Below are 23956 nucleotides of genomic sequence, written 5' to 3'. Positions count from 1 at the left end.
AGGTCCACTGATCACCGCGCTCTGCCCGCGCAATGCACTGCGATACGGCTCCTCTCTTCCATCCGCACGTAAATTGAATGCGAGGGCCCGCACATTGGACAGCGTGACGATCGAATCAACGTCGCCACGTCCGCCACATAGCGCCGCAAGTGCGAGATGGTGCTTGAGCGAAAGACGACGGACCTAATCCGTAGGAAGTGGCAGCAATTGCGCCTTCGTCAGCGGCCGACGGCGCAAAGTAGAGTGTTTTCGCATTGCTTTATCGCCAGTCCCGGCATCTCAGAAATGACCGGACGATCGATTCAGTGTCCTCGCCGACATCGCGCATCGGCGTATCTCCGTGCTTCGGGCGCAAAGTCACGTACTGCGGCCACGGCGCTCCAATTCGATCCTGGTGCGTTCCAATTCTCGGGCAAACGTCGCCTCATCCGGCAGGACTGTCTGATACTCGGCCGCGAGTACCTTGTTCGGCAGGTTGTCCAATGCGTAATGTGCCTCAGCTGCGCCTTTTCCCGCTCACAGAATCAAGCCGACTGGGGGGTTCTCTCCTGGCTTCATCCAGTGTTCATGCGCGTAGTTGAGGTAGAGGTGCATCTGCCCTGCGTCCGCATAGCTAACAGCACATCGCGGCCTTGGCGGGCGGCGCAGTGGCCCAGCGCCTGCGCCAAGTGGCTTCTGCCGGTGCCGGTCGGCCTGGCGATCAGGATCGCAACCTTCTCATCGAGATACCGGCCCGTCGCGAGATCATGAACGTGTGAGCGGTTCAACGTAGACAGCCGGTCGAAGTCGAACGTCTCGAGTGTCTTGCCCATCGCGAAGCCGGCGCGCAGCAGCATGCCAAGGCACTCGGTATAGGCGAGCTGCGCGTCGATCGCCTGACGGTTGCGCTGCTCAAGCGAGTCGAGGATGCCGGACAGGCGGAGTTGCTTGAGGATGGAATTCAGTTCGGGACTCGGATTCATGGTGTCAGTGGATCAGCAGGGATTGGAGATCACGGCCGAAGCGGCCGCCGTTCTGGTAAGCGCCGGTCGGGGCACGGGTTCGCTGGCCCTTTTCGAGGATGCCCTTGATGGTGCTGTACTTCGCGCGGCTGAACGCGAGCGCGCGCTCGCAGGTGCTTCCAGCCGCTGATCGCCGACTTTCTGTCGCAGCCGGATGATTCCCTGCGCACCGCGCAGGTTGACGAGTACCTTGCCGGAACAGGCCAGCACTGCGATGCTGGCCACACCCAGCCATATCGGGACGAGTAGCGCCTCGATCGCAAAGAAGATCCGCAACCGTGCAACGACGATAACGGCGGCGAACGCGGTGGCCATCCCGACAACGATGCCCAGTGGCGCAGCGCTCAACGGTCGAGCAAGTTGCGCGAGGATCCAAAGGGCGAGGCGCACAGCGTTACGGTTGCCGCGGTTCGCGCCTGGTCGAGCGTGCCGTGAAGATAGCTGAGCGCGACGGGCGTCAATGCCTGCGGCAGCGCGTCATCGGCGAGCGGCAGGTCGGAATGTGCAAGCAGCAGCACCCGACGACCCTCACGGGCATGGCGGGATACGGAATCGCGCAGGTTGTCGGCCGTCGCGGCGCCGGAGAGCAAAATATCCGGTGCATCGAGCACCCAGGTGCCATGTTCGCCGAACGATGCGCCCGCCCACTTTCTCGCGGAGGAGAGCGACACGGTATGGGTCGCTTGCCATCCCGGCCTCAAAGCGGAAGGGCTTCCCGCCCACCCTTTACGCGGCAGGACTCGCTGCAGTTGGAGGAAACGCTGGAGAACAAGTCTTACCGGGTTAAACTACGATGAGTTTATGAACTGCAATCGCCCGGAGTTTCGCAGCCTCGATCGACGCGATGCCTAGTCACGATCGACTTGCCGCTGAATGCTCCTGAAGGAAGAGGATGCCCATATGTCTGCCGCGTGGACCTATCTGCTTGTATGCTCCGAAGGCCTGACCTACTTGGGTTCAACCTCTAACCTGAAGCGCAGGCTGCATGCGCACAATTCTGATAACAATTCAGGATGGACCAAGGGCCGCAAATGGCGCCTTTTGGCCGCAAAGCGCTTCGAGACCCGCCAAGAGGCGTTTGCGTATGAAGCCCTTCTGAAGGTTGACGTTCGTCGACGGAATGCTTGGAAAAGAAAGAGCACCGCGCGGGCGAAGATCGTATTCGCGCGACACGGGATCGAATTCGACTTTGCGAAGTGGGCGCCGAAAAAGCGCCAACGGGTCCTACCGGCGCCCCGACCAGACTACTGGTCGCAGCAGAACGGAAGATAAGGCGCCGCCGGATTGGATAGCAAGCAGGAGGTCCACGTCCTCGACGATGGTGAATACGTCGTTCGTTGCCGGGAACGCACCATATTCGCCGCAACCGCCAATGGCTATGGCACCGTGTTCCCCACCGCGCGGATGACGGTGAAGGACGGCTGGGCAACGTTCACCCGCGACGGCGTCGAAGTGTGGGACTGCAGCGCTCGCTACGCCACTGCGCACTTTGACGTTCAATCCGTTTAGGAGAATTCTCCAATGACTCAGCTTGTTCAGATTGCCCCGGGGGTCGTGTTCTCGTCCGATGTGCTTGGGGCCGCGTGGCTGCGCAAGCATCTTCCGGACTACGGAAACGCAGAGCGAAGCGGTGATGCGCTCCCCAGTGGACGGCGGGACAGGATCGCAACGGAAAAGGACTACGCCGTTCCCGAAGGCCTGTCGAACCAAATGTCGTTGGTGTAGATCGCCGAGGAATGCTCTGGTCTGAGCCGAAAAAAACAGCTTAACTTCACCGGCCAAGCGACAGGGTTGCCTGACGTGTCTACTCGAGCTCGGCAGGCTCGCGTTGCTCCGCCCGTTTCTTGATCGCTTCGATCTCACCGAAGAAATCTCGTTGACAGGGAGGCGCTGCCGGTGGGCGGCGAGCAACCCGTGGCCGCGTATGCCCTGCTCGCTTCAATGTGCGCACGATCGCTTTCAATTGGGTCCAAAGGTGGTCTGCCTCTTCGACTGAAAGTACGTTCGCTGCAAACCGGGTACGCAAACGGCGAAAACCACGCAGCCATGCGTGAGTGCGTTCGACCACCCAGCGCACTTTGCCGAGGCCGCTACCGAGAGGCTCACCACGTCGGGAAATCGAAGTCGGGTGCCTGCCGCGTGCAGTGGCCGGCGATACTTGTCGTAATCGTAAGCGCGATTGGCATAGATCCGGCCTGGCTTGCGAAGCGGCCTGCCACGCACACCGCGAATCGGCGGACTCGCTTCCACCAGCGTCAGCAGTTGCGTGATGTCGTTGCGGTTGGCGCCGGTCAGGATGACCGCGATCGTCGTACCGTTAGCGTCGGTGGCGTGTGGTGTTTGGAGCCGGGTTGCGCAAGCGGCGCCAGCAACTGATGCCTGATCCACAGCCCATCTCGGCAGGCAGTTCGTTCCAGCGTATGCCGGTCTTGCGCACGAACAGGATTCCCGTGAGCGCAACCCGATCTGGAACAGGCCTGCGCCCAGGATACCGGAAGCGCCTCGGCTTTGCTGGTGGCAGTAGTGGTTCGATCAATGCCCTCGGTTCGTCGTCGATGATTGGTTTGCCCATCTCCTCGATCCGTCGGTCACAACGCTCGAAGTTAACAGGTTCGGGTCGAAGTGACAGCCCTTTTCGCTCTTCTTGAAACATCTTCTAAGGGCAATCCGTCTCTTCCTTTCCAAATGAGACTCGATAGATCATGCCAGACATTCGCTCCTGTAACTGTAACGCCAAGGACTTAGAATCGGCTCAATTGCCGTTGAATCGGCTCGAGCGCCGGTGTTGGCAGCCCACCCGCCCGGCCCCATCCGCGTGATCATCGACACCACACGACTGTCAATGGACAATCCAAGCGCCATTTGCTCGCGCATACCCTGGCGCGCAAGCCGATGGCGCTTCGTCAAACCGGGTACGCAGACCCGCGCGAACGGCGTGCAGGACGGTCAGCATATTCGCGGAAGCTGTTCTCCGCTGTGCATGTCCAGAATGCGCGCTCCACCTATCGTGCGCAGACGCACTTCAGACTGTCGAGCGCGATCGGCACGCCCGATGATGACAGCGTCGCGACTGAAGAACCTGAGGCACGCCAGCGCTAATTCCGCATGCGCGGTCGGTACGAGTGCAATGAATCGGCCCTCGTTTGCCACATAGAGAGGATCCAGGCCCAGAATTTCACAGGCGCCCCGGACCGCGTCACTGACGGGGATCGCAGACTCGTCGAGCTCGATCAGGAAATTCGCAGCTTCCGCAATCTCGATCAGCGCGGTTGCCAGTCCGCCTCGTGTCAGATCGCGCATGCAATGAATCTCGATCCCCGCAGCGATCAGTGAGCGTACGGCGTCCGCAAGCGGCGCGCAATCGCTCGTGATCTCCGTCTCGAACTCAAGGCCCTCTCGCACTGCGAGGACCGCGATGCCATGCCGTCCTATATCGCCGCTCACGATCACCGCGTCCCCAGGCTGGACATTGCGCGGCGCAATCGGGGCGAGGGAGCGAATTACACCCACGCCCGACGTATTGATGTAAAGTCCGTCACCCTTGCCGCGCTCGACGACCTTCGTGTCGCCCGTCACGATTCGCACCCCTGCCCTCGCCGCTGCATTACGCATCGATTCGACGATTCTGCGCAGCTCGTCCACGCCAAAACCTTCTTCGATGACGAATCCCGCGCTCAGATAGCATGGCTCGGCACCGCACATCGCCAGATCATTGACCGTGCCGTTGACAGCCAGGGAGCCGATATTGCCGCCTGGGAAGAACAGCGGACGCACGACGTACGAATCGGTCGTGAACGCCAGGAACCCGACGTCGCGCCCGAACTCAAGCCTCGCGCCGTCGTGCGTGAGATCAAGCGGATCCGATGCGAACGCCGGGCGAAACACGTCGTCGATGAGGCGATGCATGAGCCGCCCGCCGCCACCATGTCCGATCTCGACGATGTCACGGGCACCGACGGGTGCCGGGCAGGCTGGGGTGAAACCGGGGGGCTCGTTCATGTCGATTTCCTCACGTCGCGATGCATATCTCCGATCGTGCCTGCGGAGGGCGTCGGCTCTGCGCGCCGGTAGCGATAATAGGCGGCACAAACCCCTTCCGACGACACCATGGTTGCGCCAAGCGGATGTTCCGGCGTACAACGCGTGCCGAACGCGGGACACTCTCCCGGCTTCTTGCGGCCGCGCAGGAGCTCGGCCGACATGCATTCCCCGTCGTGCTCGGGCTGTGACACGCCGTCGCCAAATCGATCGAGTGCGTCGTAGCGACGATACGCAGGCGCAAGTCCAAGTCCGCTCTCGGGGATGCTGCTCATGCCGCGCCAGTATTGCGACTGTGGTACAAACACCGTCGAGATGGCGTCGCGGGCGACGCGATTGCCGTCGCGCCGCACCGCGCGGCTGTACTGATTCTCGACCTCAGTTCTGCCGGCCTCCAGCTGGCGAATGCACAGGTAAAGACCCTGTAGCAGATCGACGGGCTCGAAGCCGGTCACGACGATAGGAACGTGATGACGTCGGGCAATGGACTCGTATTCCGTATATCCCATGACAGTACAAACGTGTCCGGCCGCGAGAAATCCCTGCACGCCGCTCGTCGAGTCGCCGAGTATCGCTTCGATCGCCGGCGGCACAAGCACGTGCGACGCCAGCAGGAAAAAATTCCCGATGTCTTCACGCTCGGCTTGCAGGACAGCCATCGCGGTAGCAGGCGCAGTAGTTTCGAATCCGATCGCGAAGAACACGACGTCGCGATCAGGCTCCTTTCGCGCGACGGTCAGGGCATCCAGTGGCGAATAGACGATCCTGACGTCCGCGCCGAGCGCACGGGAACTCTGCAGGCTGCCACGCCCGCCCGGCACGCGCACCATGTCGCCGAACGAGCACAATGTGACGCCGGGCCGGCTCGCGATGGCGATGGCGGCATCGATGACACCTGACGGCGTTACGCAGACGGGGCATCCCGGTCCATGCAGCAGCGATATGCCATCGGGAAGCATGCGGTCGATTCCGTAGCGTATGATCGAGTGTGTCTGGCCGCCACAGATCTCCATGATGGTCCATGGACGTGTGGTCATTCGCGCGATGGCCTCCGCCCAGCAGTGTGCCGCGGGGGGGCTGCGCCATTCGTCGATGTGCTTCACGGGCATGGCTCCTCGGGATCGAGAGCGCCGAGCGCGTCAAGCATCCTCGATGCCTCGATTTCATCGATCACGGCGATCGCGAAACCTGCGTGAACCAGCACATAGTCTCTGGGGCGAGCGTCCGGAACGTAGGCAAGGTTCACCTGCTTGACGATGCCGCCGAACGCAACACGTCCGTGACGCGTCAGCGCGTCGTCATCGTCGATACCGAGAAGTTCTCCTGGAACAGCAAGACACATCAGCATTTCTCCTCGATCAGGCGCCGCGCGGCGAATGCCGCCTGTCCGACGGCCAACCCGCCGTCATTAGGCGGCACGCGGCAATGACACCTTGCGTCGAATCCTTCGGCCCGAAGCTGCGAAAGGGTAGTGCCCGCGAGCACTGCATTCTGAAAGCATCCGCCGGTCAGCAACACGCAACGAATACCGATCCGGCGCGCGACAGCGACGACAAGGCATGCGAAGGCATCGTGGAATGCGCGCGCGAGCGCCTCCGCGGGAACACATTCGCCGGTGGCCTCCGTGAGCGACGCAAACATCGGACGCCAGTCTGCAATCCATGCCCCCCCCTCCTCGCGCAGCACAGGCGCGTCGAGCGGGTGCGCACGCGCTGCGCGCATCGCTGCCCCTTCCAGGGCGATGGCGGCCTCTCCTTCAAAGCTCGATTGCGCGCATAACCCCACGATGGCTGCGGCGGCATCAAACAATCGCCCGGCGCTCGACGTCCAGGGCGAATGGACGCCTTGTCCGAGCATAGCCGCGAACAACTGACGCTCGCGGGCCGCAAAAGCCGCAACCGGGCGCAGACTTGTCATCGACAACGCCGCGCCGCCATATATTGCATGCAACGCGCCAAGTGCAGAACGGTTCGGCTCTCGTGCAGCGGCGTCACCGCCGAGCAATCGGAACGGTTGCAAGTGTGCGACGCGCCGGTAGCGCCGGTGGTCGATCGCAAGAAATTCGCCGCCCCAGACCGTCCCGTCGCCGTCAACGCCGCTGCCGTCCCACGCTACGCCGAGCACCGGCTCGTCAAGACCGTTATCGACCATTCCGGCGAGCACGTGCGCCACGTGATGGGGAACGTGCAGTACCCGAGTCGGATCACGCTCGGCGAACCGCGTGCTGTGGTAGTCGGGATGCATGTCGCAAGCCGCGGTCCCCGGCGCGACGCCGTACAGCGCCGTCATGGCGTCGACCGATCGCGCGAAGGCCTCGCGCACGGCGCTTGCATCGAGGTCGCCGATATAAGGGCCGAGCACGACCCGGCCCGCCGACGAGACAGCGACGGCACTCTTTCCGTGTCCGCCAAGCGCGATGCAACCGGCCGCATCGCTCCCTTCCGGATCGCTCAGTGCAAGGTCAAGCGGCGCATAGCCCCGTGCATGCCGCAACACGACCGACTCGCCTGCGATTACCCGGACGACCGAATCATCAATCGGGTGCGCGATCGGCCGGTCATGCACGAGAAAGCAGTCCGCCAGGCCGCCAAGGCGCTCGAGAGCTTCGTGCTCGCTGGCGACGATCGGTTCGCGGCCGCGATTACCGCTCGTCGCAACGATCGGAAAGCCCAGTTCGCCCATCAAAAGATGATGCAAAGGCGTGTAAGGCAGCATGACACCGAGCCACGCGTTGCCGGGTGCAACGTTTGGCGCGACCAGCCCGGCGTGCGCATGCGAGCGCAGCAGCACGATCGGAGCAGCAGCGCAAGACAGTAACCGTTGCTCCACGGCGTCTGTGTCGGCGAGTGCCATGACTGCCACGCCCGACGGTGCCATGATCGCTAACGGCTTCGTCGGTCGGTTCTTTCGCATGCGCAGACGGCGCACCGCCGGTTCGTCGCGCGCATCGACGAGCAACTGGAAGCCCCCCAGGCCCTTCATCGCGACGATTTCACCTCTGCGCAGCGCATTTGCCGCTTCGCGCAGCGCCTGTTGCCCGGTCGCCCTCCCCCGTCCGTCGGCATCCCACAGCATCAGCCCCGGCCCGCAGCGCGGGCAGGCATTGGTCTCAGCATGAAAGCGCCGCGAGCCAGAGTCGTCGTACTCGGCGCGGCACGCGGCGCACATCGCGAATTGCCGCATCGTAGTGCGCGCCCGATCGTACGGAACCCCTTCAATGATGGAAAAGCGCGGGCCGCAATGCATGCAGGTCGTGAACGGGTAGCGATAACGCCGGTTGTCCGGATCGGCCATCTCAGCAAGGCAATCCGCGCAGACGGCAAGGTCGGGCAGTATCACCGGCAAGTGTCCGGCCTCACGCGTGCTGGGTGCGATCTGGAAGACGTTTCCACCTTGCAATGCAATCTCGCAGATCTGCCGCTCGCGGATGTGCATGGGCCCAGCAGCCTCCGTATCGAGGCGCTCGACAAAGCGCGCGAGCGCGACACGCGAGCCTTCGACCTCGAGCAGCACGCCATCGCCGGTATTGCGCACAAAGCCCGCGAGCCCTTCGCTTGCCGCAAGCCGATACACGAACGGCCGGAATCCGACGCCCTGCACCTCACCGGTCACCGTGACGCGCAACCGCTGGAGAGCACCGCCCTCGCTGGCCGAGCGCAAGATGCCCTTCATCATGGCCCGTCCTGCTCGTCAGGTGGTACGCGCAGACTAATTCGCTTCAGAATCACGTGCTGCGCGTTCGTGTCGTCGATATCGTCGGACGATTCGATATGGAGCGCCGCACCCTCAACGGGCGTTCCGCGCACTTCCTCTTCGAAATGCTCGCGAAAATGCTCCAGGGAAAATGGCACCAGCGCACCCATCCAGACGTGAACGTCGCTCACTCCGTTGGCGCCTGCCTCGTGGACCGCATGGGCGATTCTGCGCACGAGTTCGCGAACCAGTCCTGTTTCATGCATCGTCTGAACCCTCCTTCACGCGCCGCCTGAGCCTGCCCACCTCCGTGACGACCCGATCCGCGACCTCGCCCACAGCGGCGGCCACTTCAGGCGTCATCGCCGCGCCGGGGTCGAACGACACACCCTCGATCGCATAGATCACGATGTCCCGCGACGCGGTACCAAGCGCTTCAGCAAGCGCGATCGCCTCCGCGAGGCCAAGCCCGTGACTGGACGCGAACGACGCGCCCTGCTCGATCGTCTGCTTTGTCAGATCGATCCGGCTGACCCGGCCGGGCGAACCCGTTGGAGCGGCAGCGTCGATGCAGACCAATGCGTCGATATCGGTCATGTCCTCACCGATATCCATCACGTCGCCGCCTCGCGCCAGCAGCGAGACGTCGGCCGGCAAGCGGCCGGCGAGCCGCTTCGCGACGAGACAACCGACGCCATCGTCGCCGCGGTCCGGATTGCCTACCCCGATAACGCGCACGCTGCGGATTGCAGGTCGCCGAACCTGCCGTTCGGTCGTGCCTGTCATGTTCGTCTCACATTCAAGTTGAGGAAATGCGCGGAACACGAGATGCACGGATCGTGATTCCGGATCCCGCGCTCGCAATGCTCGCGGATGACGTCGTCGGTCGCATCGACGAGCGGCGCCGCAAGCGCGGCGAGATCCGCTTCGATGCTCGGCTGGTTTTGCGACGTCGGTGGGACGATGCGCGCTTCGCGAATCGTCCCTTCAGCGTCGAACGCGTACCGGTGCCAGCAGATGCCGCGTGGCGCCTCAGTGCACCCGAAACCGACTCCTGCGACCGGCTCGACAGGCAGCGCGGCTGGCTCGGGCGGATCGTATGCCGCGATCAGCCTGAGTGCCTCCTCGCACGCATAAACGATTTCGAGTGCCCGCACGACGATGCTCCGGAATGGATTCCGGCACATCGGGCCGAGCCCGGCGTCGCGCGCGAACTCGCGCACTGAAACGGGCAGACGGTCGAAGTTCAGCGCATAGCGCGCGAGCGGCCCAACCAGATACGCACCGCGTCGCTTGACATGCGCGTGCAGTGCCGTCGAATGGGCAACATGCCGTTCCTCGAATTCGGTTTCGAACGCGCTGGCGTCGATGTCGATATCGCGACTCGACATCAGACGGCCTTCATTGAGCGGGTATTCGTCGGGATGGCGCATCGCGACAAACTCGTAGTCGCGCTCAAAATCGGGGAACGGGAACGCCGCGACCCACCGAACGAGGTCGACGGCCGTTTCGCGCGCCTCCTCGAGGATCGCCGCAAGCGGCGCGAGGTCGGAACGCCCGGGCGCACGATGAAAACCGCCAACCCTGACGTTGACGGGATGAATCTCGCGGCCGCCCAGCACGCGCAGCATCGCATTGCCGGCCTTTTTCAACGCGAGGCCGCGCCGGACCGCGTCGCCGTGCACGCGGGCCATCGCGATCGCGTCCGGGAACCCGAGAAAGTCCGGCGCGTGCAGCATGACGACGTGCAATGCGTGGCTCTCGATCCACTCGCCGCAATAGATCAGCCGTCGCAGCGCGCGCAATTGCCCGCCGACCTCGACGCCGAACGCGCGCTCGATCGCGTGAACCGCGCTCATCTGGTACGCAATCGGGCAGATTCCGCAAATTCGCGTGACGATATCGGGCACTTCGGCGTAGCCGCGCCCTCTGAGTAGCGCCTCGAACAGACGGGGCGGCTCGAAGATGCGTAACCGAGCCGACGTGACACGATCGCCGCGAATGCGCAGGTCGAGCGCACCTTCCCCTTCAACGCGCGCGAGATAATCGACGTGAATCGTCCGCGTCTTATTCGGCATGGCGCTCGCTCTCGCTCGTGAAGGGCTCCACTGCTGCATAGAATGTCCGAAACGCCCGGCGGATGTCGCGCGGCGCGGCGCCGCGCGCCTGCCATTCGTTCGCCAGCGCCGTCGTGTTGGGTGTCTCCATCGGACCGTAGCAGCCATAGCAGCCCCGCCGGAACGACGGACAAAGCGCGCCGCAGCCGGCGTGCGTGACGGGGCCGAGGCAAGGGGTGCCCTGCACCAGAACGCAGACGGCGCCGTGCGCCTTGCATTCGATGCAGACGCTGTGGGTGGGAATCGCGGGCTTGCGGCCAGCGATGAACGCGGCAATCACGTCGAGAAGCTGTCCCTTGTCGATCGGGCAGCCTTGCAGTTCGTAATCGACCGGAACGTGTTCGGAAATCGGCGTGGATGTCGCCAGCGTCTCGATGTACTGCGGCGACGCATAGACCATGGAAACGAACGCATTCACGTCGGCGAAATTGCGCAGGGCCTGAATCCCGCCCGCCGTGGCGCACGCGCCGATCGTGACGAGATACCTCGATTGCCGCCGCACCTGCCGAATGCGTTGCGCGTCGTGCGCGGTCGTGATCGAACCTTCGACGAGCGAAAGATCGTAGGGGCCGCGGGCAACGGCGCTCGAGGCCTCGGGGAAACTTGCGATGTCGACGGTATCCGCCAGGCCCAGCAGCTCGTCTTCGCAGTCGAGCAGCGACAGCTGACAACCGTCGCATGACGCGAATTTCCAGACGGCAAGCCTCGGATGATGTCGTTCATGCATGTCAGATCTCCCGAACCGCGAAGATGCGGGCAATCGCGTCGTATCGCATGACGGGCCCATCCTTGCAAACGAACGTCGAGCCGAACTGGCAGTGACCGCAGTGGCCGACCGCGCACTTCATGTTGCGCTCCATCGACAGGTAAATGCGATCGTCGGGCACGCCTCTTTCCTTCAGCGCGGCGACTGCAAAGCGCATCATCACCTCCGGTCCGCAGACCAAGGCCGTTGCCTCGCGCGGATCGAACGCCGTGCGGGCAATCAACGCAGGCACGACGCCGACGTTGCCGTGCCAGTCGGCATCCGCATGGTCCACGGTCACGTCGACGTCGATGTCCAGATACCGGCCCCATCGTTCGAGCTCGCGACGATAGAGGATTTCGTCAGGATGGCGGCAGCCGAACAGAATCGCGACCCGGCCAAACCGGCTGCGGCGGGCTATGATTTCGTAAATCGCCGGCCGCAGCGGAGCGAGTCCGAGTCCGCCCGCAACGATCACGACGTCCGTGCCGGCGGCAGCGGCAATCGGCCAGCCGACGCCGAACGGGCCGCGCACGCCGAGCGTCGCGCCCGGCGAGAGCCGCGCGAGCGCCCGGCTGACCGCGCCGACCTCTCGGATCGTATGCACGAACGCCGCATCGTCGGCCGGATCGCCACTCGTGCTGATCGGAACTTCGCCTACACCAAACACGTACAGCATGTTGAACTGGCCGGAGCCGATCAGCGCTCGCGCGCCCGACAACGGCACGATCTCGAGCGTGGCGGTGTCCCGAAGCTCCCGATGCCGGCGCGCGACACGGCAAATACGTGGCACGAGCGGATCGTAGGACGGCGCGCCGGCCGTATCAGTGCTTTCCATAGACATCGAGAATCTGCATCCGGGTGGCATGTAAGCGCTTCGCGAGGATCGGCAAGAAGCGCTTCATCATCTGATAGCCGAAATCGTGGTCGCGCTTGCACTTTTCGCGCAAGCATGCGGCGTCGATGCCGATCAACCGGGTCAACTCCAATGCCCGCGCATCGAACATCCACCGATAGGGAGAAATGAGCCATGAGGCCCCGACGATCTCGCCTGCGCCGATGGTTTCGACCACGACGGGCTTTCGTCCGGGAGAGGAAATCTCCAGCGCAATGCGACCGTGGCGAATTAGGTAGAATTCGTCCGCAGGCTCACCCTCGCGCAAGACATATTGGTCCACCTCGCATCGGCGGTTGGACACGCAGCCTTGAACGATTTCAAGATGCCGCGCGTCGAATCCGGCAAAGAACGGATGCTCTGCAAGAATGTGCTCAAGCCCTTCCATCCGTTTGCTCCTGCGCGTTTCCAGATGTGCCCCGGATTGCCGCAACCTCTTCCGTGATGTCGATACCGACCGGACACCAGGTGATGCAACGTCCGCAACCGACACAACCCGATGTGCCGAACTGGTCGATCCAGCTCGCAAGCTTGTGCGTCAGCCATTGACGGTACCGGGCGGCCGCTGTGTTGCGCACACTGCCCCCATGCAGATGGGAGAAATCCAGCGTGAAACACGAGTCCCATTTGCGCACGCGCTCGGCCTTCGACCCCGCGAGGTCGCCATGATCCTCCACGGTCGTGCAGAAGCAGGTCGGGCAGACCATCGTGCAATTGCCGCAGCTCAGGCATCGCCCTGCGACGTCAGTCCAGCGCGGATGATTCGGGTTGTTCTGGAGAAGCGACCGGATCCCGTCGGTTTGCATCGTACGTCCCATCTGGCCGGACGTGTGCTCGACCACTGCCCTCGCCGCGTCGCACTCTGCGTCGGTTGCCGGGCGATGCGGGATGCGCTCGACGAGCGCCGCTCCGGCATCGCTGCCGACTTCGACGACAATGGCCCCACCCTCGCCGGGCGGCAGTTCCGTCAGTGCCAGGTCGAAACCCGAATTGACCGCCGGTCCGGTTTGCATAGACGTGCAAAAGCACGTCCCGCCCGCTTGGCCGCAGTTGACCGCGACGATGAACACATCGCGCCGTCGCTGTGCGTAGCGCCGATCGATGTAGCGGCCTTCACAAAAAACGCGATCCTGAATGGCGATGGCGTGCAACTCGCACGCTCTTACGCCGATGAGCGCGAGCTTGCGCGATTCGTGTGCGCCGGGCACGATGGCGACGCCGATATCGGTATCGACGGCCGCAAACAGACGCTCGATCGGCGGATGAAGAAAGCGCTTCCACGAATGCGGCCCGACCGCAAATCCGAACAGTGCTTCGTCATCGCGCCGCTCGATGCGATAGTGTCCTGCATCCTGTCGGTCGGTCCAGCCAACGGGAAGATCGCCGACGGAAGCCACGTCGTCATAGATGATCGCCCCATCCCGAACAGTCGGCCCGATTACCCGGTAGCCGATTCCGGCGAGCACGTCGATCAGCGTCTGAATCCCTGCCCGATCGACCGCCACCGGGTGCACTTGCGTAGACGAATGCGCTTTCATCATGACACGCCGAGAATGACGCCGAGGAGGCTGAATGGCTGATGGTGGCGGCCCGCTCCGGCTATCAGCCGGACAGGGTCTTCGTCCTCAACTGGACGAATTCCTATGAAGTGTCGAACACCTCGCTGGTATGGAGGTTAAGTCGAATGTGCCTGAGCTTCTTGACATGCATCAACCCTCAATGTGCACCGGGTCGGGGGCGTTGACATCGCAATTTCTATGCTGCCTCACCCGTACCAACAGCCCCGAAATCGATTTCGTCACAGGACGCTAGAATCGCATCGCCCGTGGGGGCGCACCATTAGCCAAAAGTTCGCACAGTAGAGCCGGATCGACCCGCCGAAGCTCAAATCGATCGCGTGCCGACGCGGTAGTCGCGAAGCACGGCGCGCGTGCGCTTCAAAGCCACCAGCGCGATGGCCCGGCCGTTGACACCAGCGGCACGAAACGCGCGAGCCGGAACGGTACCAGTCCCACTGGGACTGTCAACTTGGCGGCTGCAAGGAGCGCTCGGTGGGAACGTAAATGATTCTCTCGTACTGCAGACGGATTCTGGGAGTCACTGGTGAATTTTCGCCAGATCGCAAAGCGTTCGGAAGCTGTTTGCGGTAAAGCGATGCGCGCAGCCGCCAAGTTGCAGTGCCCCACACCCCGCAGAGCTTCCTCCGTTACCGCATTGGGACGGACGGCATGTAGATCATGGATCTCTCGGCGAGCGTGGGCCATGCAGGCATGCTTCCTGAATGGTGCCGCCGCGATACAGCGCGGCGTAGCCCGCAAACGCGTCGGCTTGCAGCACGCCGGCGAAGTCTGCAAGATTCCGCGCTATGGATGCTCGCCCCGTCGATCGGGCGTGCAGGCGAACCAGACCGCCGCCGGATCTTCGGAGGCACTCGCCGATCATCACTCACATAGACCCACAGACGTCCTGTCTTCGTGCGGCCATTGCCAAGCGCCAGCACTGGCAGCGGCGTGTCGTCCGCATGAACCTTCCCGCCAGCCAGCGCGTAGCGGCGCACGGCGTCGACCTGCGGTGCGAACAGCATCGTGATGCTGTCCGTCCAATACCCCCATTGCGCCCGGATCGATCTCGACGCCCTCACGCGAGTACATAGCTGCCTGGCGGTACAGCGGAATGTGGTACGCGAACTTCGACACGGCGATGTGTGCGAGCAGTGCCGGACCCGGGCTGCGACGATCAATCGGCCGACCCGGTGCCGCAGTCGGCACGATGCGATCGCGGCACGCGCAGGCCAGCGTCGGACGGCTGTGACGAATCACGCGGAAGTGCGCCCTCACGTGTTCGAGCTGTTCCGCGACGTCTTCGCCTAGCGGCTTGAGTTGCCCGCCGCAATCAGGGCAGTCTTCGTCGGCCGGCAGATGGATGCGCTCTTCACGCTCAAGGTGATCCGGCAACAGCTTGCGGCCCGCGCCTTCGCGACTCGGCCGCTTCACTGCAGGAGCCGTGGCCATATCGGCCGAACTGCATCTCCCAAAGCGCAGCCACGGTCATGGTCGGCCACGCGCCCCGGCAAACAGACCAGCAAAATTGGTACACCATGCTCCCCGTACCGGGCGGATATCTCATCCTAAACTGCTACTGCCCGCTGAATCAGCCCATTCCGACTCCGATTGCGGCCCCGTCCGATAGCCGACACTCCCGTCGCCGGGCAATATTGCGCTGTAGGCAGTTGCTTGTCTGTCTACAACTCATGGGGCTTGGAACCTGCCGCCCGGAACATCGGGCGGCACTACCGTCCCACCAACTGCGGGCCCTCGCTCGTGCACCTCCAAGATGCCAGACAGGGAAGCCAGTGGAGCGCGTCCACGGAGAGCACACCCTCTCATAGCGAATCAGCACGTTGCCCCCTCAAACTGGTCCGAAAGCGGCAAGACGCTCGCCATAGACGCCCTCTACGTCCAGCAGAGGTGTCGCCTCTTTTTGTCCCATTCGGGTGAGCGAGATGTTCGGATCGCAATCGCCCGCTCATCAATTTCTCGCTACGCTGCACAGTCCGTATTTCGCGCGAGACTGCAATCGATGGACGACTGGCGTATCTCGGCATGCGGCATCGGCTGCTCAACCTCTCGCTCGGTCTGGATGCTGACGAACCACTTGCCGCCCGACAGGCTTACCGTGCCATCGCGCAGCACGCCCGGCACTTGGCGCGACAACCGCATCCAGCCCAGCTTGGGCAGAAAAATCCGACCATTGGCCAGATCGAGCTTGAATTGCTTCGGATCTGGATAACGAAAGCTGTCGCGCTGGCCGCGCTTGGCAAGCTTCGGGAACGCTGCACGCTTTGCAAAGAAATTCCTGTATGCCCGCCCCAGGTTCTTCAAAGCATGTTGCAGCGGATGAACCGGGGCATCTTTGAGCCAAGGCGTTCCGAACCACTGCGTCACCCAGTCAGCCGCTTCGACATCGCCACGTAGCCAATAAACTTATCGCCACTTCGTAATTCTGTTTCTGCAAGCCGCTCGGACCCACGGCGGACATGCAGGGCTCGTGTTCTTGCGCGCGTGTATGTGAAGAGCCATACCAACTGACTGACCAGTCGAGAGCTGTGGCCTGATCGGCATTCATGTCACGGGTGTGGGCAACAATCGCATCATGGTGGCGATTGGAAACTCCACTTTCATTTACGCAACACCTTGCCGGTTTTGACCGGCGCACAGACGCGTTCATTTCAATTCTGAACGTGAAAACGAGGCAGGGTCAGAACTACCGCCAACGCATGGACGCACGCAATCCTCCGTGTCATCCACGCGTGGCAGGACTGCACGCCGTCCTACTCGCATGACATCGTGATGGTCGCCTGCGCATTCGCCTCCCCGCCTGTGACGTTCGCGGCAGCCTGGATGTAGGCCGCCTCGAAACGCAGATCGATGTGCTGATTGTCCTGGTTGGGCCTGTAACAGGCTATGTTATCCCGACGAATGTGGACTGCTTTATCTGCTGGCCATGATCGAATTTGACCAGCAATGCTTCATGAATTTCGAGAAAGTTAAATTTTCGCGGGAGGCAGGTATGGGCCCTATTGCGCAGGCTGCGCCAGTGAGTGCTGCCGCGACAATTCGAGGTGGCACTGCGCTTGACGATATTTTATCGATTCGACGACAGATCCTTGAAGTCTCCGGCCAACAGAGCTCAACGCCGATGCGGATCGAAGATCGACGAAATGCGGCAGCTCAACTCAATAGTCGCCCCTGAATAATCCGGCAAGCCTTGCTCGGCGCGGCGTTGAGCTCGATATATGACTGTGAGAATTGCAGGAAGCCGGCATATGGGCGCGCGAATCCCGCTAATTTCGATGGGGTGTGGATGGGTCCCAAGACGCCCGTACCGGAAGGAAATTTGTTCCGGCATCCGCTACGCGAACAGATCAACTTGACGCACCCGTTGGTGCGCTTGGTCGAGTTAATCGACTGGAATCGGTTAAGCGTGTCGATGAGCGAAAGCTTCGTGTCGCGCCGTGGGTGGTCGGCGAGTTCGCCGCGCCTGATTGCTGGCTTGCTCTATTTGCAGCACGGATTCGACCTGTCCAATGAAGAGGTCGTCTGGCAATGGGTCGAGAAGGAGATCGCGCATCCGACCGATTCGCGGTTGCTTGAGCAGTGTCGCACGCATCTGGCGAAGGCTGCAGCCCGGCGCGGCCTGGAGTTGTGGCAGAACTACAACCGCGGGGCACCCCGCGTGGCGAGTCAGATCTGCCGCTACGCACATGCAAAGCAATACGAGTTCATGAAAAAGTCGCTGCAGACCTTGCGTTCGCGGGTGGGGCACGCGATGCGCGACGTCAAATGGCAACTCGATTCCGTCGCTGAGCAAAGCCGCACGGCGTTGGAAAACCTGATTGACCGCACGAAACGGATTCTGACGCAAAAGCAGAAGGACAAAAACAAGCTTTACGCGCTGCATGCGCCCCAAGTCGAGTACCCGGCGGAGGGCAAGGCACGCAAGCCTTACAAGTTCGGCGTGAAGGAGACGATCACAACGACGCACGAGGAAGACTTGGTGGTGGGGGCTCGCTCGATGCCGGGTAATCCCTACGACAGACATATGCTGGCCGAAGCACTGGAACAGGCGGCAATCCTGAGCGATATACAACCGGAAATAGCCAACATCGATCGTGGTTACAAAGGCGTCGCCATCGACGGAGTGACGATCTATCACCCAGGATTGCGACGCGGCATCACCTGCGGTCCACGCGCGATGATTCGGCGACGCAGCGCGAATGAGCCAGCCGTCAGAGACATGAAGGCCGACGGCAAGCTGGGTAGCAACTGGCTCCAGGGCGCGCTGGGCAATGCAATTCATGCGGCGTTATACGGCGCCGGCCACAACCTGCGGATGATCCTCACGAAGCTGCGGCTTCTTTATGCCTGGATTCTCGCCGTCCTGCTCAATCGTGGAGATGCTTCACCAGCGCGGCATGACGCCAACGCAGTGCAAAACGCATTATTTAGCATACTTACCTAATGCCAAGCAAATGAAATGACATCTGGGGCGGTACCGAAACACAAAGTCAGGGTAATTTCCTTGAAGCATGGAAATCATTCAAATGAGGGGCACAATGAAATATATTAAAAGACTTACATACGAGCTCGATGTCAATGACTGTATTGTTGTAAAAAATGCGCCAAATTAAATGCCAACCGATGAAATCAATGATTTCTGGCGAAAAAATCTCCTTGGTCACTATTTGCATGATGTAAATTTAAATTGGTCGAAAAATTGGCGATCGCTGATAGATATTGAGTCAGTTTACACAATACTCGCTCGCTTGTTTTCCTCGAGGCTCCGATTGGATCATATCTTCTGTGCCGACGAAAATTTCATTAGCGCTGGCGGGAAGATGCATCACCAAGCGGACATGTTTGAAGATGGGGTGTTTTATTTTGTGAAGAGTGGCAAGATATTTAACGGTTTGACGGGCGTCCTGTACGCACTCTCCGACATGAACTCCGGCGCCAGCCATCTCTGCTGCATTCCCGCATCGCATCGAGCGAATTTTTCAGTTCCCGATGAATATCGAAATCCTAATTCCAATCCGCTGATCAAGCATATATTCCTGACCACGGGCGATGCGCTAATTTTTTCGAGGCGCTGGTACATGGTACCTACCATGTCGAAAGCAGCGAGCCGCGCCGGGCGATATTCGTGCGCTACACTAACTCATATTCCTATTATCGAAGACCTGCCGAACATGCCGATCTATCGTTGCTGCTACCGACACCAAATCACTCGAGGTCGCTGGTGCAACGTATCGATCGAGATAAATTGACCAAGCGGCAAAGGCGCTTGGTAATGGAGCCAGCATATGCGCGAGGAAAATCGCCTTTGTGATGGTGTATGAACAGGATTCTACGAATTTTTTGAACAGGGTTGACTCATATATGGTTCCGGTCAGCGTCAAGGCGATCATCCGCAGGAAGCAGTCGGTCCTGTTTTTACGAAACCCACGCGGAGAGTGGGAGCTTCCCGGGGGGCGGCCGGAAATGGGCGAGTCGCTTGAACAGGCGCTGACGCGTGAAGTTCAGGAGGAGTGCATGCTCACCGTATCGCGCGCGCATTACGTCGGTAGCGGCTCGTTCGAAGTGATTCCCGGAAAATTCGTTCTGGTTGCATGTTTTGAATGCGAATTCGCTGATTGCGACGTTTCGCTCAGCGACGAGCATGATGACTCCGCCTGGATCGACTTCGAGAAACCCCGTCCGATGAATCTCCCATTGTTTTACTGGAAGCTTTGCTGGAACGAACTGTCTTGATGACAATCGGAGGCACATCTTGCACGACATGTTTCAGATTCTTTCCATGCAATCGGATTCGGCGTCATGCACACCGTCAGAAGATGTTGTCGGCTATGTACTGTCCGAATCGCGCTTCAAGGCATGGGTGATCGATGGGGCTCCCATCTGACGCAACGTCCGTTCACGACGTTCGATCAATGCTCCGATGCGCATTGGTTTGCGGTTGCACTTTCCGACTTTCTGGCGAACGACTTGCGTCAAGGTGGCTTTGATACTGGCCTGCTGCGGCTGGCGCTCGCGGAGCTCCGGCGCCAATATATGTCGCTCGCGCCGAATACGCCGCTTTGGGCCTATCCCGTCGCGGCCTGCACGATTGCCGATGTGCATCACATGCGGGATCACATTGTGGTGGACGTCTACCAGTACGCGGATTGTTTCGCGATATTGGCACCGCATGAGCGAAGAGGAGCGATTTCCGGTGATCGCTCATGGTCGTCACTCGAGCCGCAGGCCATGTGGCAACCGTGTTCGGGATTTTCTGGCGAGAAGTTGCAGGCGTTGCGCCAGAGGCGAATCGAGCAGCAGCACAATCAGGGCACGACGGCGCTGACGCTCAATCCTTGCAGCGCGGCCGACGCCACTCACCGGCGCCATACCGTCGTCACACCGTGCCACATGCTGATTGGCACCGATGGCTTATCGCGTGCGTGGGAGCATTACGGGCTGATGAGCCACGGTGATGTGATCGATTTTGTCGCCACCGAGGGACTGGGAACGCTGTTCGCTCGATTAAGAGGATATGAACGGCAACATACACCGGACGGCATGAAACCACGTGACGACGCGGCCTCGTTGCATGTGCTTTGTCTCTGACGGTGGCAATCCAGTCAGGCTTACCCGCCTGAACGAGATTATCGAATGGAAAGGTGTTGTCATGGCGGATCTGTTGATTCACGGTGGGGTGCCGCTTCGCGGGGTTGTACAACCCTCGGCAAACAAGAACGCGGTGCTCCCGATTCTTTGCGCAACTCTCCTGACCGAGCAACCGGTGCTGTTGCAGCACGTTCCCGACATCACCGACGTCCAGAAGATGATTCGGATATCCAGCCGCGCACAGGTTCATCGGCGGGATGCAACAGTAACCACAGCATGACCTGATCGTTGCAGCGATTCCGACGCGGCGACGAGCCCGGCAGGCTATCTGCATACCCTTCTATGGGAACTACGTCGACGAATTCGCGCGAGATCGCACTGGCAAGCGCCACACGATGAACCGTGTGCTGCACCGAAATGAGTCCGCAACGTGCCGACCGCGTTCGCCACGCCTGCACGAGCGTCACCGACCCGTTGTTAAATCCCGGATCGTCGTGGCGGCTGAAGCTCGCCGTGATATACTCAATGAGTGTTGTTTGACGTATTTTATGCATTTAAATCAATGCCTTACAGTTTATTGTGCGCGGGAGATTGTCATGATCCTGGAAGATAAACTCAGGAATGTGGTCAGCCGGCGAAAGGCCGATGTCTTTCTGCGGGCTGACTTCGCAAAAATGGGGAGTGATGCTCAACTTAGCAGAGCATTGCGGAAGTTGATCGACGAGGGAACGGTCGTAAAAATTGGGGTCGGAGTATATGCAAAAGCCAAACGCAGCAAGCTGAGCGGCAAACCTATTCCGGTTATGCCAGTCGAGTTCCTGGCCTCGCAAGCTCTCGAAAAACTGGGCGTGAAGATTTACCCGAGTCGATTGACGGCAGAATACAACACTGGGAGGACGACACAGATCCCCGCTGGCGTAGTGATCAATACGGGTAACCGGCGCATTTCGCGGAAGCTTGGTTTTGGTAGCAGAACCGTCAAATATGAAAACAATTACAGACAATCAACGGGACTTGATCGACGAGCTACTCGCTGAGCAAACGCTTGGCGACATTTCAGCCGCAATCCTCGAAAAAGACATCCATGTAACAGACGCTTTGCGTTCTCTGACCACCATCGAACACGAGCACGTGCGGCTCGTGTTCTGTGGTGGTACGAGTCTCTCAAAGGCGCATGACCTCATCGAACGAATGTCGGAGGACATCGATCTCAAGATCATCCTTGCACCTGAGCACGGTCTCAGTCAAAACCAGTTGAAGAATCATTTTTCCTCGCTCAAGGGTAAGGTGGCGACGGTCTTAGAGGGGTTAGGATTCGAAGAGATCAAAGATATGGCGATCGCAAGGAATTCAAACCGCTATTTTGGGAGCAGTTGGCGATACGCATCGGTCTATCCGACGCACCATAGTCTCCGCACTCATCTGAGCGTGGAGTTCACGGTGCGCACACCCTACTTTGACATCTCGGATGAGCCGCTCGACTATCTGGTCTATCGATTGGTGGGCCAGGACAACGCGCCGTTCACAATGTGCTGTGTCTCAGTAGAGGAAACACTTGCCGAGAAAGTCATTTCGTTCATGAGGCGGTTCGCAGAGCATCGAGCGAGGGTTCGCGACGATTGGGATGAGGCACTCGTTCGACACATCTACGATACTTGGCGTATCGTGTCCGTCGACAAAGATGCTGTTGAGCGCGCTACAACGCATTTCGCAGATTTGGTCGAGTTTGACCGTGCCGAATTTGCAAAACATGCGGCGTTCGAAGCAGATCCGGCAAAGTGCATGAAGGACGCGCTCGCTGAAATCGAGCACGATAGGCAAACTCAGAGCGAGTATGCCAACAAGCTCATCCCACTGATTTATGGGGCCGATCGCCCTGTCTTTAAAGACGCGTTCGCAGTGTTCAAGGCGACTGCCGAGCGACTCTTGGCCACGCTGTAGTCCAATGCTCTCGTGGCCTTACGTAAGCGCTGCTTGACTGACGTGTTGACAGGGTAAGATAAGGCTATTTTCGAGAGATTTGGTAGCGGTGATGGCTCTGCGCGACGGCAAATGCTTGGCAAGCTGTAAGGAGCGGAACGCTCTATCTGCCGCAATGAATGGACACAGTGCCGTGTTTCCACAGGTGCGGTGCACGATAACAAAGGGGCTTGCGATCTTCGATCGGGATGGGAAGGAAGTCTGGCGCTGCAACGCCTCTTACGCTGAAACGCACTTCAGGTTTGAACGTAAGCGGTCCGCGAACGACGTCCTTCAGAGTATTGGTTAGGATGAGTGGTAACCTTCAGCGCTTGCTGTTACCACGACTCCGAGGCAGGATGCAGAATACAAATCGCGTACAAATCGACAACCAGCTGGTTCATCGATTGATCCAGGAGCAGTTTCCCGAATGGGAGGGCCTGCCGGTAGAAATGATCGAGCCTGGAGGCTGGGACAATCGGACCTTCCGTTTGGGCAATGATATGGTGGTCAGGATGCCGAGTGGCCCTGCATACGTTGCACAAGTCGAGAAGGAACATTGGTGGCTTCCTAAGTTGGCGCCACATTTGCCTCTCCAGATTCCAACACCCCTAGTTAAGGGAATGCCCGGCAGTACCTATCCATGGCCATGGTCTGTTTATAAATGGATCGAGGGTGTGCCGGCCAAGGCAGAATTGATCGAAGACATGAATCAATTCGCCAGCTCCCTTGCAGAGTTTCTCCACGCACTGCACCAAATCGATGTTGAGGGCGGGCCGCTGGCCGGGCCGCACAATTTTCATCGAGGCGGACGGTTAGCAGTTTACGATCAGGAAATTCGAGCAGCCCTTACTGAACTTGAGGGCAATATCGACACAAGAGCAGTCGAGCAATTGTGGAACGTTGCCTTGCAGTCTGAGTGGCGAGCCACTCCGGCATGGGTTCACGGAGACGTCGCGTTCAGCAATCTGCTTGTCACCGATGGGCGGCTGAGTGCAGTCATTGACTTTGGTAGCTCGGCAGTGGGCGACCCCGCGTGCGACCTTGTAATCGCCTGGACTCAATTTTCCGGAACAAGCCGTGCAGTGTTCCAGAACAAGCTATCTTTTGACGAAGACACGTGGAATCGTGCACGTGGTTGGGCTTTATGGAAAGCGTGTATTGTCGCGGCACAGCACGATGGCAATCAACGCGAGACGGAAAGGTCTTGGACTGTCATCAACGAAGTACTAAACGACTCTCGTTAGTTGACGGGCGTCTTCCATGGCGACAGCGTGTCGTAATCGTCCACGGTCTTCGTCAGTGCGAGACGCTGGAACAGCCAAATGCAGCGATTCCTAGAT

The 23956-nt window shown here is 60.4% G+C and carries 25 protein-coding genes and 5 pseudogenes; 12 read left to right on the top strand and 18 right to left on the bottom strand.

Annotated features, from left to right (window positions below; genetic code table 11):
- Positions 1-357: 357 nt before the first annotated feature.
- The 4 genes and pseudogenes from WS49_RS34260 to WS49_RS36230 all read right to left on the bottom strand — a co-directional run.
- Positions 358-615, bottom strand: a pseudogene (locus tag WS49_RS34260) (PDDEXK nuclease domain-containing protein); the annotation flags it as partial.
- A pseudogene (locus tag WS49_RS26150) lies at positions 600-962 on the bottom strand (ATP-binding protein); the annotation flags it as partial. The pseudogenes WS49_RS34260 and WS49_RS26150, both read right to left, overlap by 16 nt.
- Before the next feature lie 12 nt (positions 963-974).
- Entirely contained in the window at positions 975-1316 is a 342-nt protein-coding gene (locus WS49_RS36235; protein WP_244139237.1) for a hypothetical protein, read from the bottom strand.
- Between the two features lie 29 nt (positions 1317-1345).
- On the bottom strand, positions 1346-1672 hold the full coding sequence (locus tag WS49_RS36230) for a hypothetical protein (protein WP_059534726.1): 327 nt from the start codon (positions 1670-1672) through the stop codon (positions 1346-1348).
- A 202-nt stretch (positions 1673-1874) separates the two neighbouring features.
- Between WS49_RS36230 and WS49_RS26140 the strand changes: the two genes are divergently transcribed.
- The 3 genes from WS49_RS26140 to WS49_RS26130 are packed head-to-tail and all read left to right on the top strand — an operon-like array spanning position 1875 to position 2726.
- A complete protein-coding gene (locus WS49_RS26140; protein ID WP_059534724.1) occupies positions 1875-2273 on the top strand; it encodes a GIY-YIG nuclease family protein in 399 nt (132 codons plus the stop codon).
- A 12-nt stretch (positions 2274-2285) separates the two neighbouring features.
- On the top strand, positions 2286-2510 hold the full coding sequence (locus WS49_RS26135; RefSeq protein ID WP_059534722.1) for a hypothetical protein: 225 nt from the start codon (positions 2286-2288) through the stop codon (positions 2508-2510).
- Between the two features lie 12 nt (positions 2511-2522).
- Positions 2523-2726, top strand: a complete 204-nt coding sequence (locus tag WS49_RS26130; protein WP_059534720.1) for a hypothetical protein — start codon at positions 2523-2525, stop codon at positions 2724-2726.
- 286 nt (positions 2727-3012) lie between these two features.
- Here the strand turns inward: WS49_RS26130 and WS49_RS34250 are convergent.
- From WS49_RS34250 to WS49_RS26070, 14 genes and pseudogenes are all read right to left on the bottom strand, one after another.
- A pseudogene (locus tag WS49_RS34250) lies at positions 3013-3573 on the bottom strand (transposase); the annotation flags it as partial.
- Positions 3574-3947: 374 nt separating this feature from the next.
- Complete coding sequence (gene hypE / locus WS49_RS26125) at positions 3948-5000, bottom strand: hydrogenase expression/formation protein HypE (protein ID WP_059534718.1); 1053 nt, start codon at positions 4998-5000, stop codon at positions 3948-3950.
- Positions 4997-6142, bottom strand: a complete 1146-nt coding sequence (gene hypD, locus WS49_RS26120) for a hydrogenase formation protein HypD (RefSeq protein ID WP_059534795.1) — start codon at positions 6140-6142, stop codon at positions 4997-4999. The genes hypE and hypD overlap by 4 nt, the downstream gene beginning before the upstream one ends.
- Entirely contained in the window at positions 6139-6381 is a 243-nt protein-coding gene (locus tag WS49_RS26115; protein ID WP_059534793.1) for a HypC/HybG/HupF family hydrogenase formation chaperone, read from the bottom strand. The genes hypD and WS49_RS26115 overlap by 4 nt, the downstream gene beginning before the upstream one ends.
- Entirely contained in the window at positions 6381-8714 is a 2334-nt protein-coding gene (gene hypF / locus WS49_RS26110) for a carbamoyltransferase HypF (RefSeq protein ID WP_208456496.1), read from the bottom strand. Before hypF ends, WS49_RS26115 begins: the two co-directional genes overlap by 1 nt.
- Positions 8711-8998, bottom strand: a complete 288-nt coding sequence (locus tag WS49_RS26105) for a hydrogenase/urease maturation nickel metallochaperone HypA (RefSeq protein WP_059534717.1) — start codon at positions 8996-8998, stop codon at positions 8711-8713. Before WS49_RS26105 ends, hypF begins: the two co-directional genes overlap by 4 nt.
- Positions 8991-9518 (bottom strand): hydrogenase maturation protease, encoded by a 528-nt coding sequence (locus WS49_RS26100; protein WP_059534714.1) that lies wholly within the window; start codon positions 9516-9518, stop codon positions 8991-8993. The genes WS49_RS26105 and WS49_RS26100 overlap by 8 nt, the downstream gene beginning before the upstream one ends.
- A complete protein-coding gene (locus WS49_RS26095) occupies positions 9515-10810 on the bottom strand; it encodes a Ni/Fe hydrogenase subunit alpha (protein WP_059534712.1) in 1296 nt (431 codons plus the stop codon). The genes WS49_RS26100 and WS49_RS26095 overlap by 4 nt, the downstream gene beginning before the upstream one ends.
- On the bottom strand, positions 10800-11576 hold the full coding sequence (locus WS49_RS26090) for an oxidoreductase (RefSeq protein ID WP_059534710.1): 777 nt from the start codon (positions 11574-11576) through the stop codon (positions 10800-10802). Before WS49_RS26090 ends, WS49_RS26095 begins: the two co-directional genes overlap by 11 nt.
- Position 11577: 1 nt before the next feature.
- Positions 11578-12438, bottom strand: coding sequence for an FAD/NAD(P)-binding protein (locus tag WS49_RS26085; RefSeq protein ID WP_208456498.1), 861 nt, complete (start codon positions 12436-12438; stop codon positions 11578-11580).
- Positions 12419-12877, bottom strand: coding sequence for a cyclic nucleotide-binding domain-containing protein (locus WS49_RS26080; RefSeq protein ID WP_059534706.1), 459 nt, complete (start codon positions 12875-12877; stop codon positions 12419-12421). Before WS49_RS26080 ends, WS49_RS26085 begins: the two co-directional genes overlap by 20 nt.
- On the bottom strand, positions 12864-14030 hold the full coding sequence (locus tag WS49_RS26075) for a 4Fe-4S dicluster domain-containing protein (protein WP_156436999.1): 1167 nt from the start codon (positions 14028-14030) through the stop codon (positions 12864-12866). The genes WS49_RS26080 and WS49_RS26075 overlap by 14 nt, the downstream gene beginning before the upstream one ends.
- 639 nt (positions 14031-14669) lie before the next feature.
- Positions 14670-15491 (bottom strand): annotated as a pseudogene (gene tnpC, locus WS49_RS34245) (IS66 family transposase); the annotation flags it as partial.
- A 537-nt stretch (positions 15492-16028) separates the two neighbouring features.
- Positions 16029-16433 carry a hypothetical protein gene (locus tag WS49_RS26070; protein WP_373557206.1) on the bottom strand — a complete coding sequence of 135 codons (405 nt, stop codon included), beginning with the start codon at positions 16431-16433 and terminating at the stop codon, positions 16029-16031.
- Positions 16434-16992: 559 nt separating this feature from the next.
- Between WS49_RS26070 and WS49_RS35340 the strand changes: the two genes are divergently transcribed.
- From WS49_RS35340 to WS49_RS34225, 9 genes and pseudogenes are all read left to right on the top strand, one after another.
- On the top strand, positions 16993-17241 hold the full coding sequence (locus WS49_RS35340) for a hypothetical protein (RefSeq protein ID WP_156441457.1): 249 nt from the start codon (positions 16993-16995) through the stop codon (positions 17239-17241).
- A 111-nt stretch (positions 17242-17352) separates the two neighbouring features.
- Positions 17353-18510: an IS5/IS1182 family transposase gene (locus WS49_RS26065; RefSeq protein WP_059534704.1), complete on the top strand. Its 1158-nt coding sequence runs from the start codon at positions 17353-17355 to the stop codon at positions 18508-18510.
- 325 nt (positions 18511-18835) lie between these two features.
- On the top strand, positions 18836-19315 hold the full coding sequence (locus WS49_RS35335) for a hypothetical protein (protein ID WP_156436996.1): 480 nt from the start codon (positions 18836-18838) through the stop codon (positions 19313-19315).
- A 61-nt stretch (positions 19316-19376) separates the two neighbouring features.
- Positions 19377-19799 (top strand): NUDIX hydrolase, encoded by a 423-nt coding sequence (locus WS49_RS26060; protein ID WP_244139241.1) that lies wholly within the window; start codon positions 19377-19379, stop codon positions 19797-19799.
- 123 nt (positions 19800-19922) lie between these two features.
- Entirely contained in the window at positions 19923-20654 is a 732-nt protein-coding gene (locus WS49_RS26055) for a hypothetical protein (RefSeq protein ID WP_257127706.1), read from the top strand.
- A gap of 61 nt (positions 20655-20715) precedes the next feature.
- Positions 20716-20883 (top strand): annotated as a pseudogene (locus WS49_RS26050) (UDP-N-acetylglucosamine 1-carboxyvinyltransferase); the annotation flags it as partial.
- Positions 20884-21250: 367 nt separating this feature from the next.
- Complete coding sequence (locus tag WS49_RS34235) at positions 21251-21691, top strand: DUF6088 family protein (RefSeq protein WP_082721808.1); 441 nt, start codon at positions 21251-21253, stop codon at positions 21689-21691.
- Positions 21639-22595 carry a nucleotidyl transferase AbiEii/AbiGii toxin family protein gene (locus tag WS49_RS26045; RefSeq protein ID WP_059534700.1) on the top strand — a complete coding sequence of 319 codons (957 nt, stop codon included), beginning with the start codon at positions 21639-21641 and terminating at the stop codon, positions 22593-22595. Before WS49_RS34235 ends, WS49_RS26045 begins: the two co-directional genes overlap by 53 nt.
- Positions 22596-22972: 377 nt before the next feature.
- Positions 22973-23860 carry an aminoglycoside phosphotransferase family protein gene (locus WS49_RS34225; protein WP_082721806.1) on the top strand — a complete coding sequence of 296 codons (888 nt, stop codon included), beginning with the start codon at positions 22973-22975 and terminating at the stop codon, positions 23858-23860.
- The last annotated feature ends 96 nt before the right edge of the window (positions 23861-23956 follow it).

It is taken from the genome of Burkholderia sp. RF7-non_BP4, from assembly GCF_001521935.1.
GTDB lineage: Bacteria > Pseudomonadota > Gammaproteobacteria > Burkholderiales > Burkholderiaceae > Burkholderia > Burkholderia diffusa.
The sequence above is the reverse complement of the archived record's forward strand: the minus strand, read 5'-3'. Positions and strand labels throughout refer to the sequence as shown.

What these genes read in the sequence shown, in the direction of transcription:
- WS49_RS36235 (WP_244139237.1), bottom strand. Translation starts at nt 1,316, where the DNA reads ATGGCCACCGCGTTCGCCGCCGTTATCGTCGTTGCACGGTTGCGGATC.
- WS49_RS26140 (WP_059534724.1), top strand. Translation starts at nt 1,875, where the DNA reads ATGCTCCTGAAGGAAGAGGATGCCCATATGTCTGCCGCGTGGACCTAT.
- WS49_RS26130 (WP_059534720.1), top strand. Translation starts at nt 2,523, where the DNA reads ATGACTCAGCTTGTTCAGATTGCCCCGGGGGTCGTGTTCTCGTCCGAT.
- hypE (WP_059534718.1), bottom strand. Translation starts at nt 5,000, where the DNA reads ATGAACGAGCCCCCCGGTTTCACCCCAGCCTGCCCGGCACCCGTCGGT.
- WS49_RS26115 (WP_059534793.1), bottom strand. Translation starts at nt 6,381, where the DNA reads ATGTGTCTTGCTGTTCCAGGAGAACTTCTCGGTATCGACGATGACGAC.
- hypF (WP_208456496.1), bottom strand. Translation starts at nt 8,714, where the DNA reads ATGATGAAGGGCATCTTGCGCTCGGCCAGCGAGGGCGGTGCTCTCCAG.
- WS49_RS26105 (WP_059534717.1), bottom strand. Translation starts at nt 8,998, where the DNA reads ATGCATGAAACAGGACTGGTTCGCGAACTCGTGCGCAGAATCGCCCAT.
- WS49_RS26100 (WP_059534714.1), bottom strand. Translation starts at nt 9,518, where the DNA reads ATGACAGGCACGACCGAACGGCAGGTTCGGCGACCTGCAATCCGCAGC.
- WS49_RS26095 (WP_059534712.1), bottom strand. Translation starts at nt 10,810, where the DNA reads ATGCCGAATAAGACGCGGACGATTCACGTCGATTATCTCGCGCGCGTT.
- WS49_RS26090 (WP_059534710.1), bottom strand. Translation starts at nt 11,576, where the DNA reads ATGCATGAACGACATCATCCGAGGCTTGCCGTCTGGAAATTCGCGTCA.
- WS49_RS26085 (WP_208456498.1), bottom strand. Translation starts at nt 12,438, where the DNA reads ATGTCTATGGAAAGCACTGATACGGCCGGCGCGCCGTCCTACGATCCG.
- WS49_RS26080 (WP_059534706.1), bottom strand. Translation starts at nt 12,877, where the DNA reads ATGGAAGGGCTTGAGCACATTCTTGCAGAGCATCCGTTCTTTGCCGGA.
- WS49_RS26075 (WP_156436999.1), bottom strand. Translation starts at nt 14,030, where the DNA reads ATGATGAAAGCGCATTCGTCTACGCAAGTGCACCCGGTGGCGGTCGAT.
- WS49_RS35340 (WP_156441457.1), top strand. Translation starts at nt 16,993, where the DNA reads ATGATCGAATTTGACCAGCAATGCTTCATGAATTTCGAGAAAGTTAAA.
- WS49_RS26065 (WP_059534704.1), top strand. Translation starts at nt 17,353, where the DNA reads ATGGGTCCCAAGACGCCCGTACCGGAAGGAAATTTGTTCCGGCATCCG.
- WS49_RS26060 (WP_244139241.1), top strand. Translation starts at nt 19,377, where the DNA reads ATGGTGTATGAACAGGATTCTACGAATTTTTTGAACAGGGTTGACTCA.
- WS49_RS26055 (WP_257127706.1), top strand. Translation starts at nt 19,923, where the DNA reads ATGGGTGATCGATGGGGCTCCCATCTGACGCAACGTCCGTTCACGACG.
- WS49_RS34235 (WP_082721808.1), top strand. Translation starts at nt 21,251, where the DNA reads ATGATCCTGGAAGATAAACTCAGGAATGTGGTCAGCCGGCGAAAGGCC.
- WS49_RS26045 (WP_059534700.1), top strand. Translation starts at nt 21,639, where the DNA reads ATGAAAACAATTACAGACAATCAACGGGACTTGATCGACGAGCTACTC.
- WS49_RS34225 (WP_082721806.1), top strand. Translation starts at nt 22,973, where the DNA reads ATGCAGAATACAAATCGCGTACAAATCGACAACCAGCTGGTTCATCGA.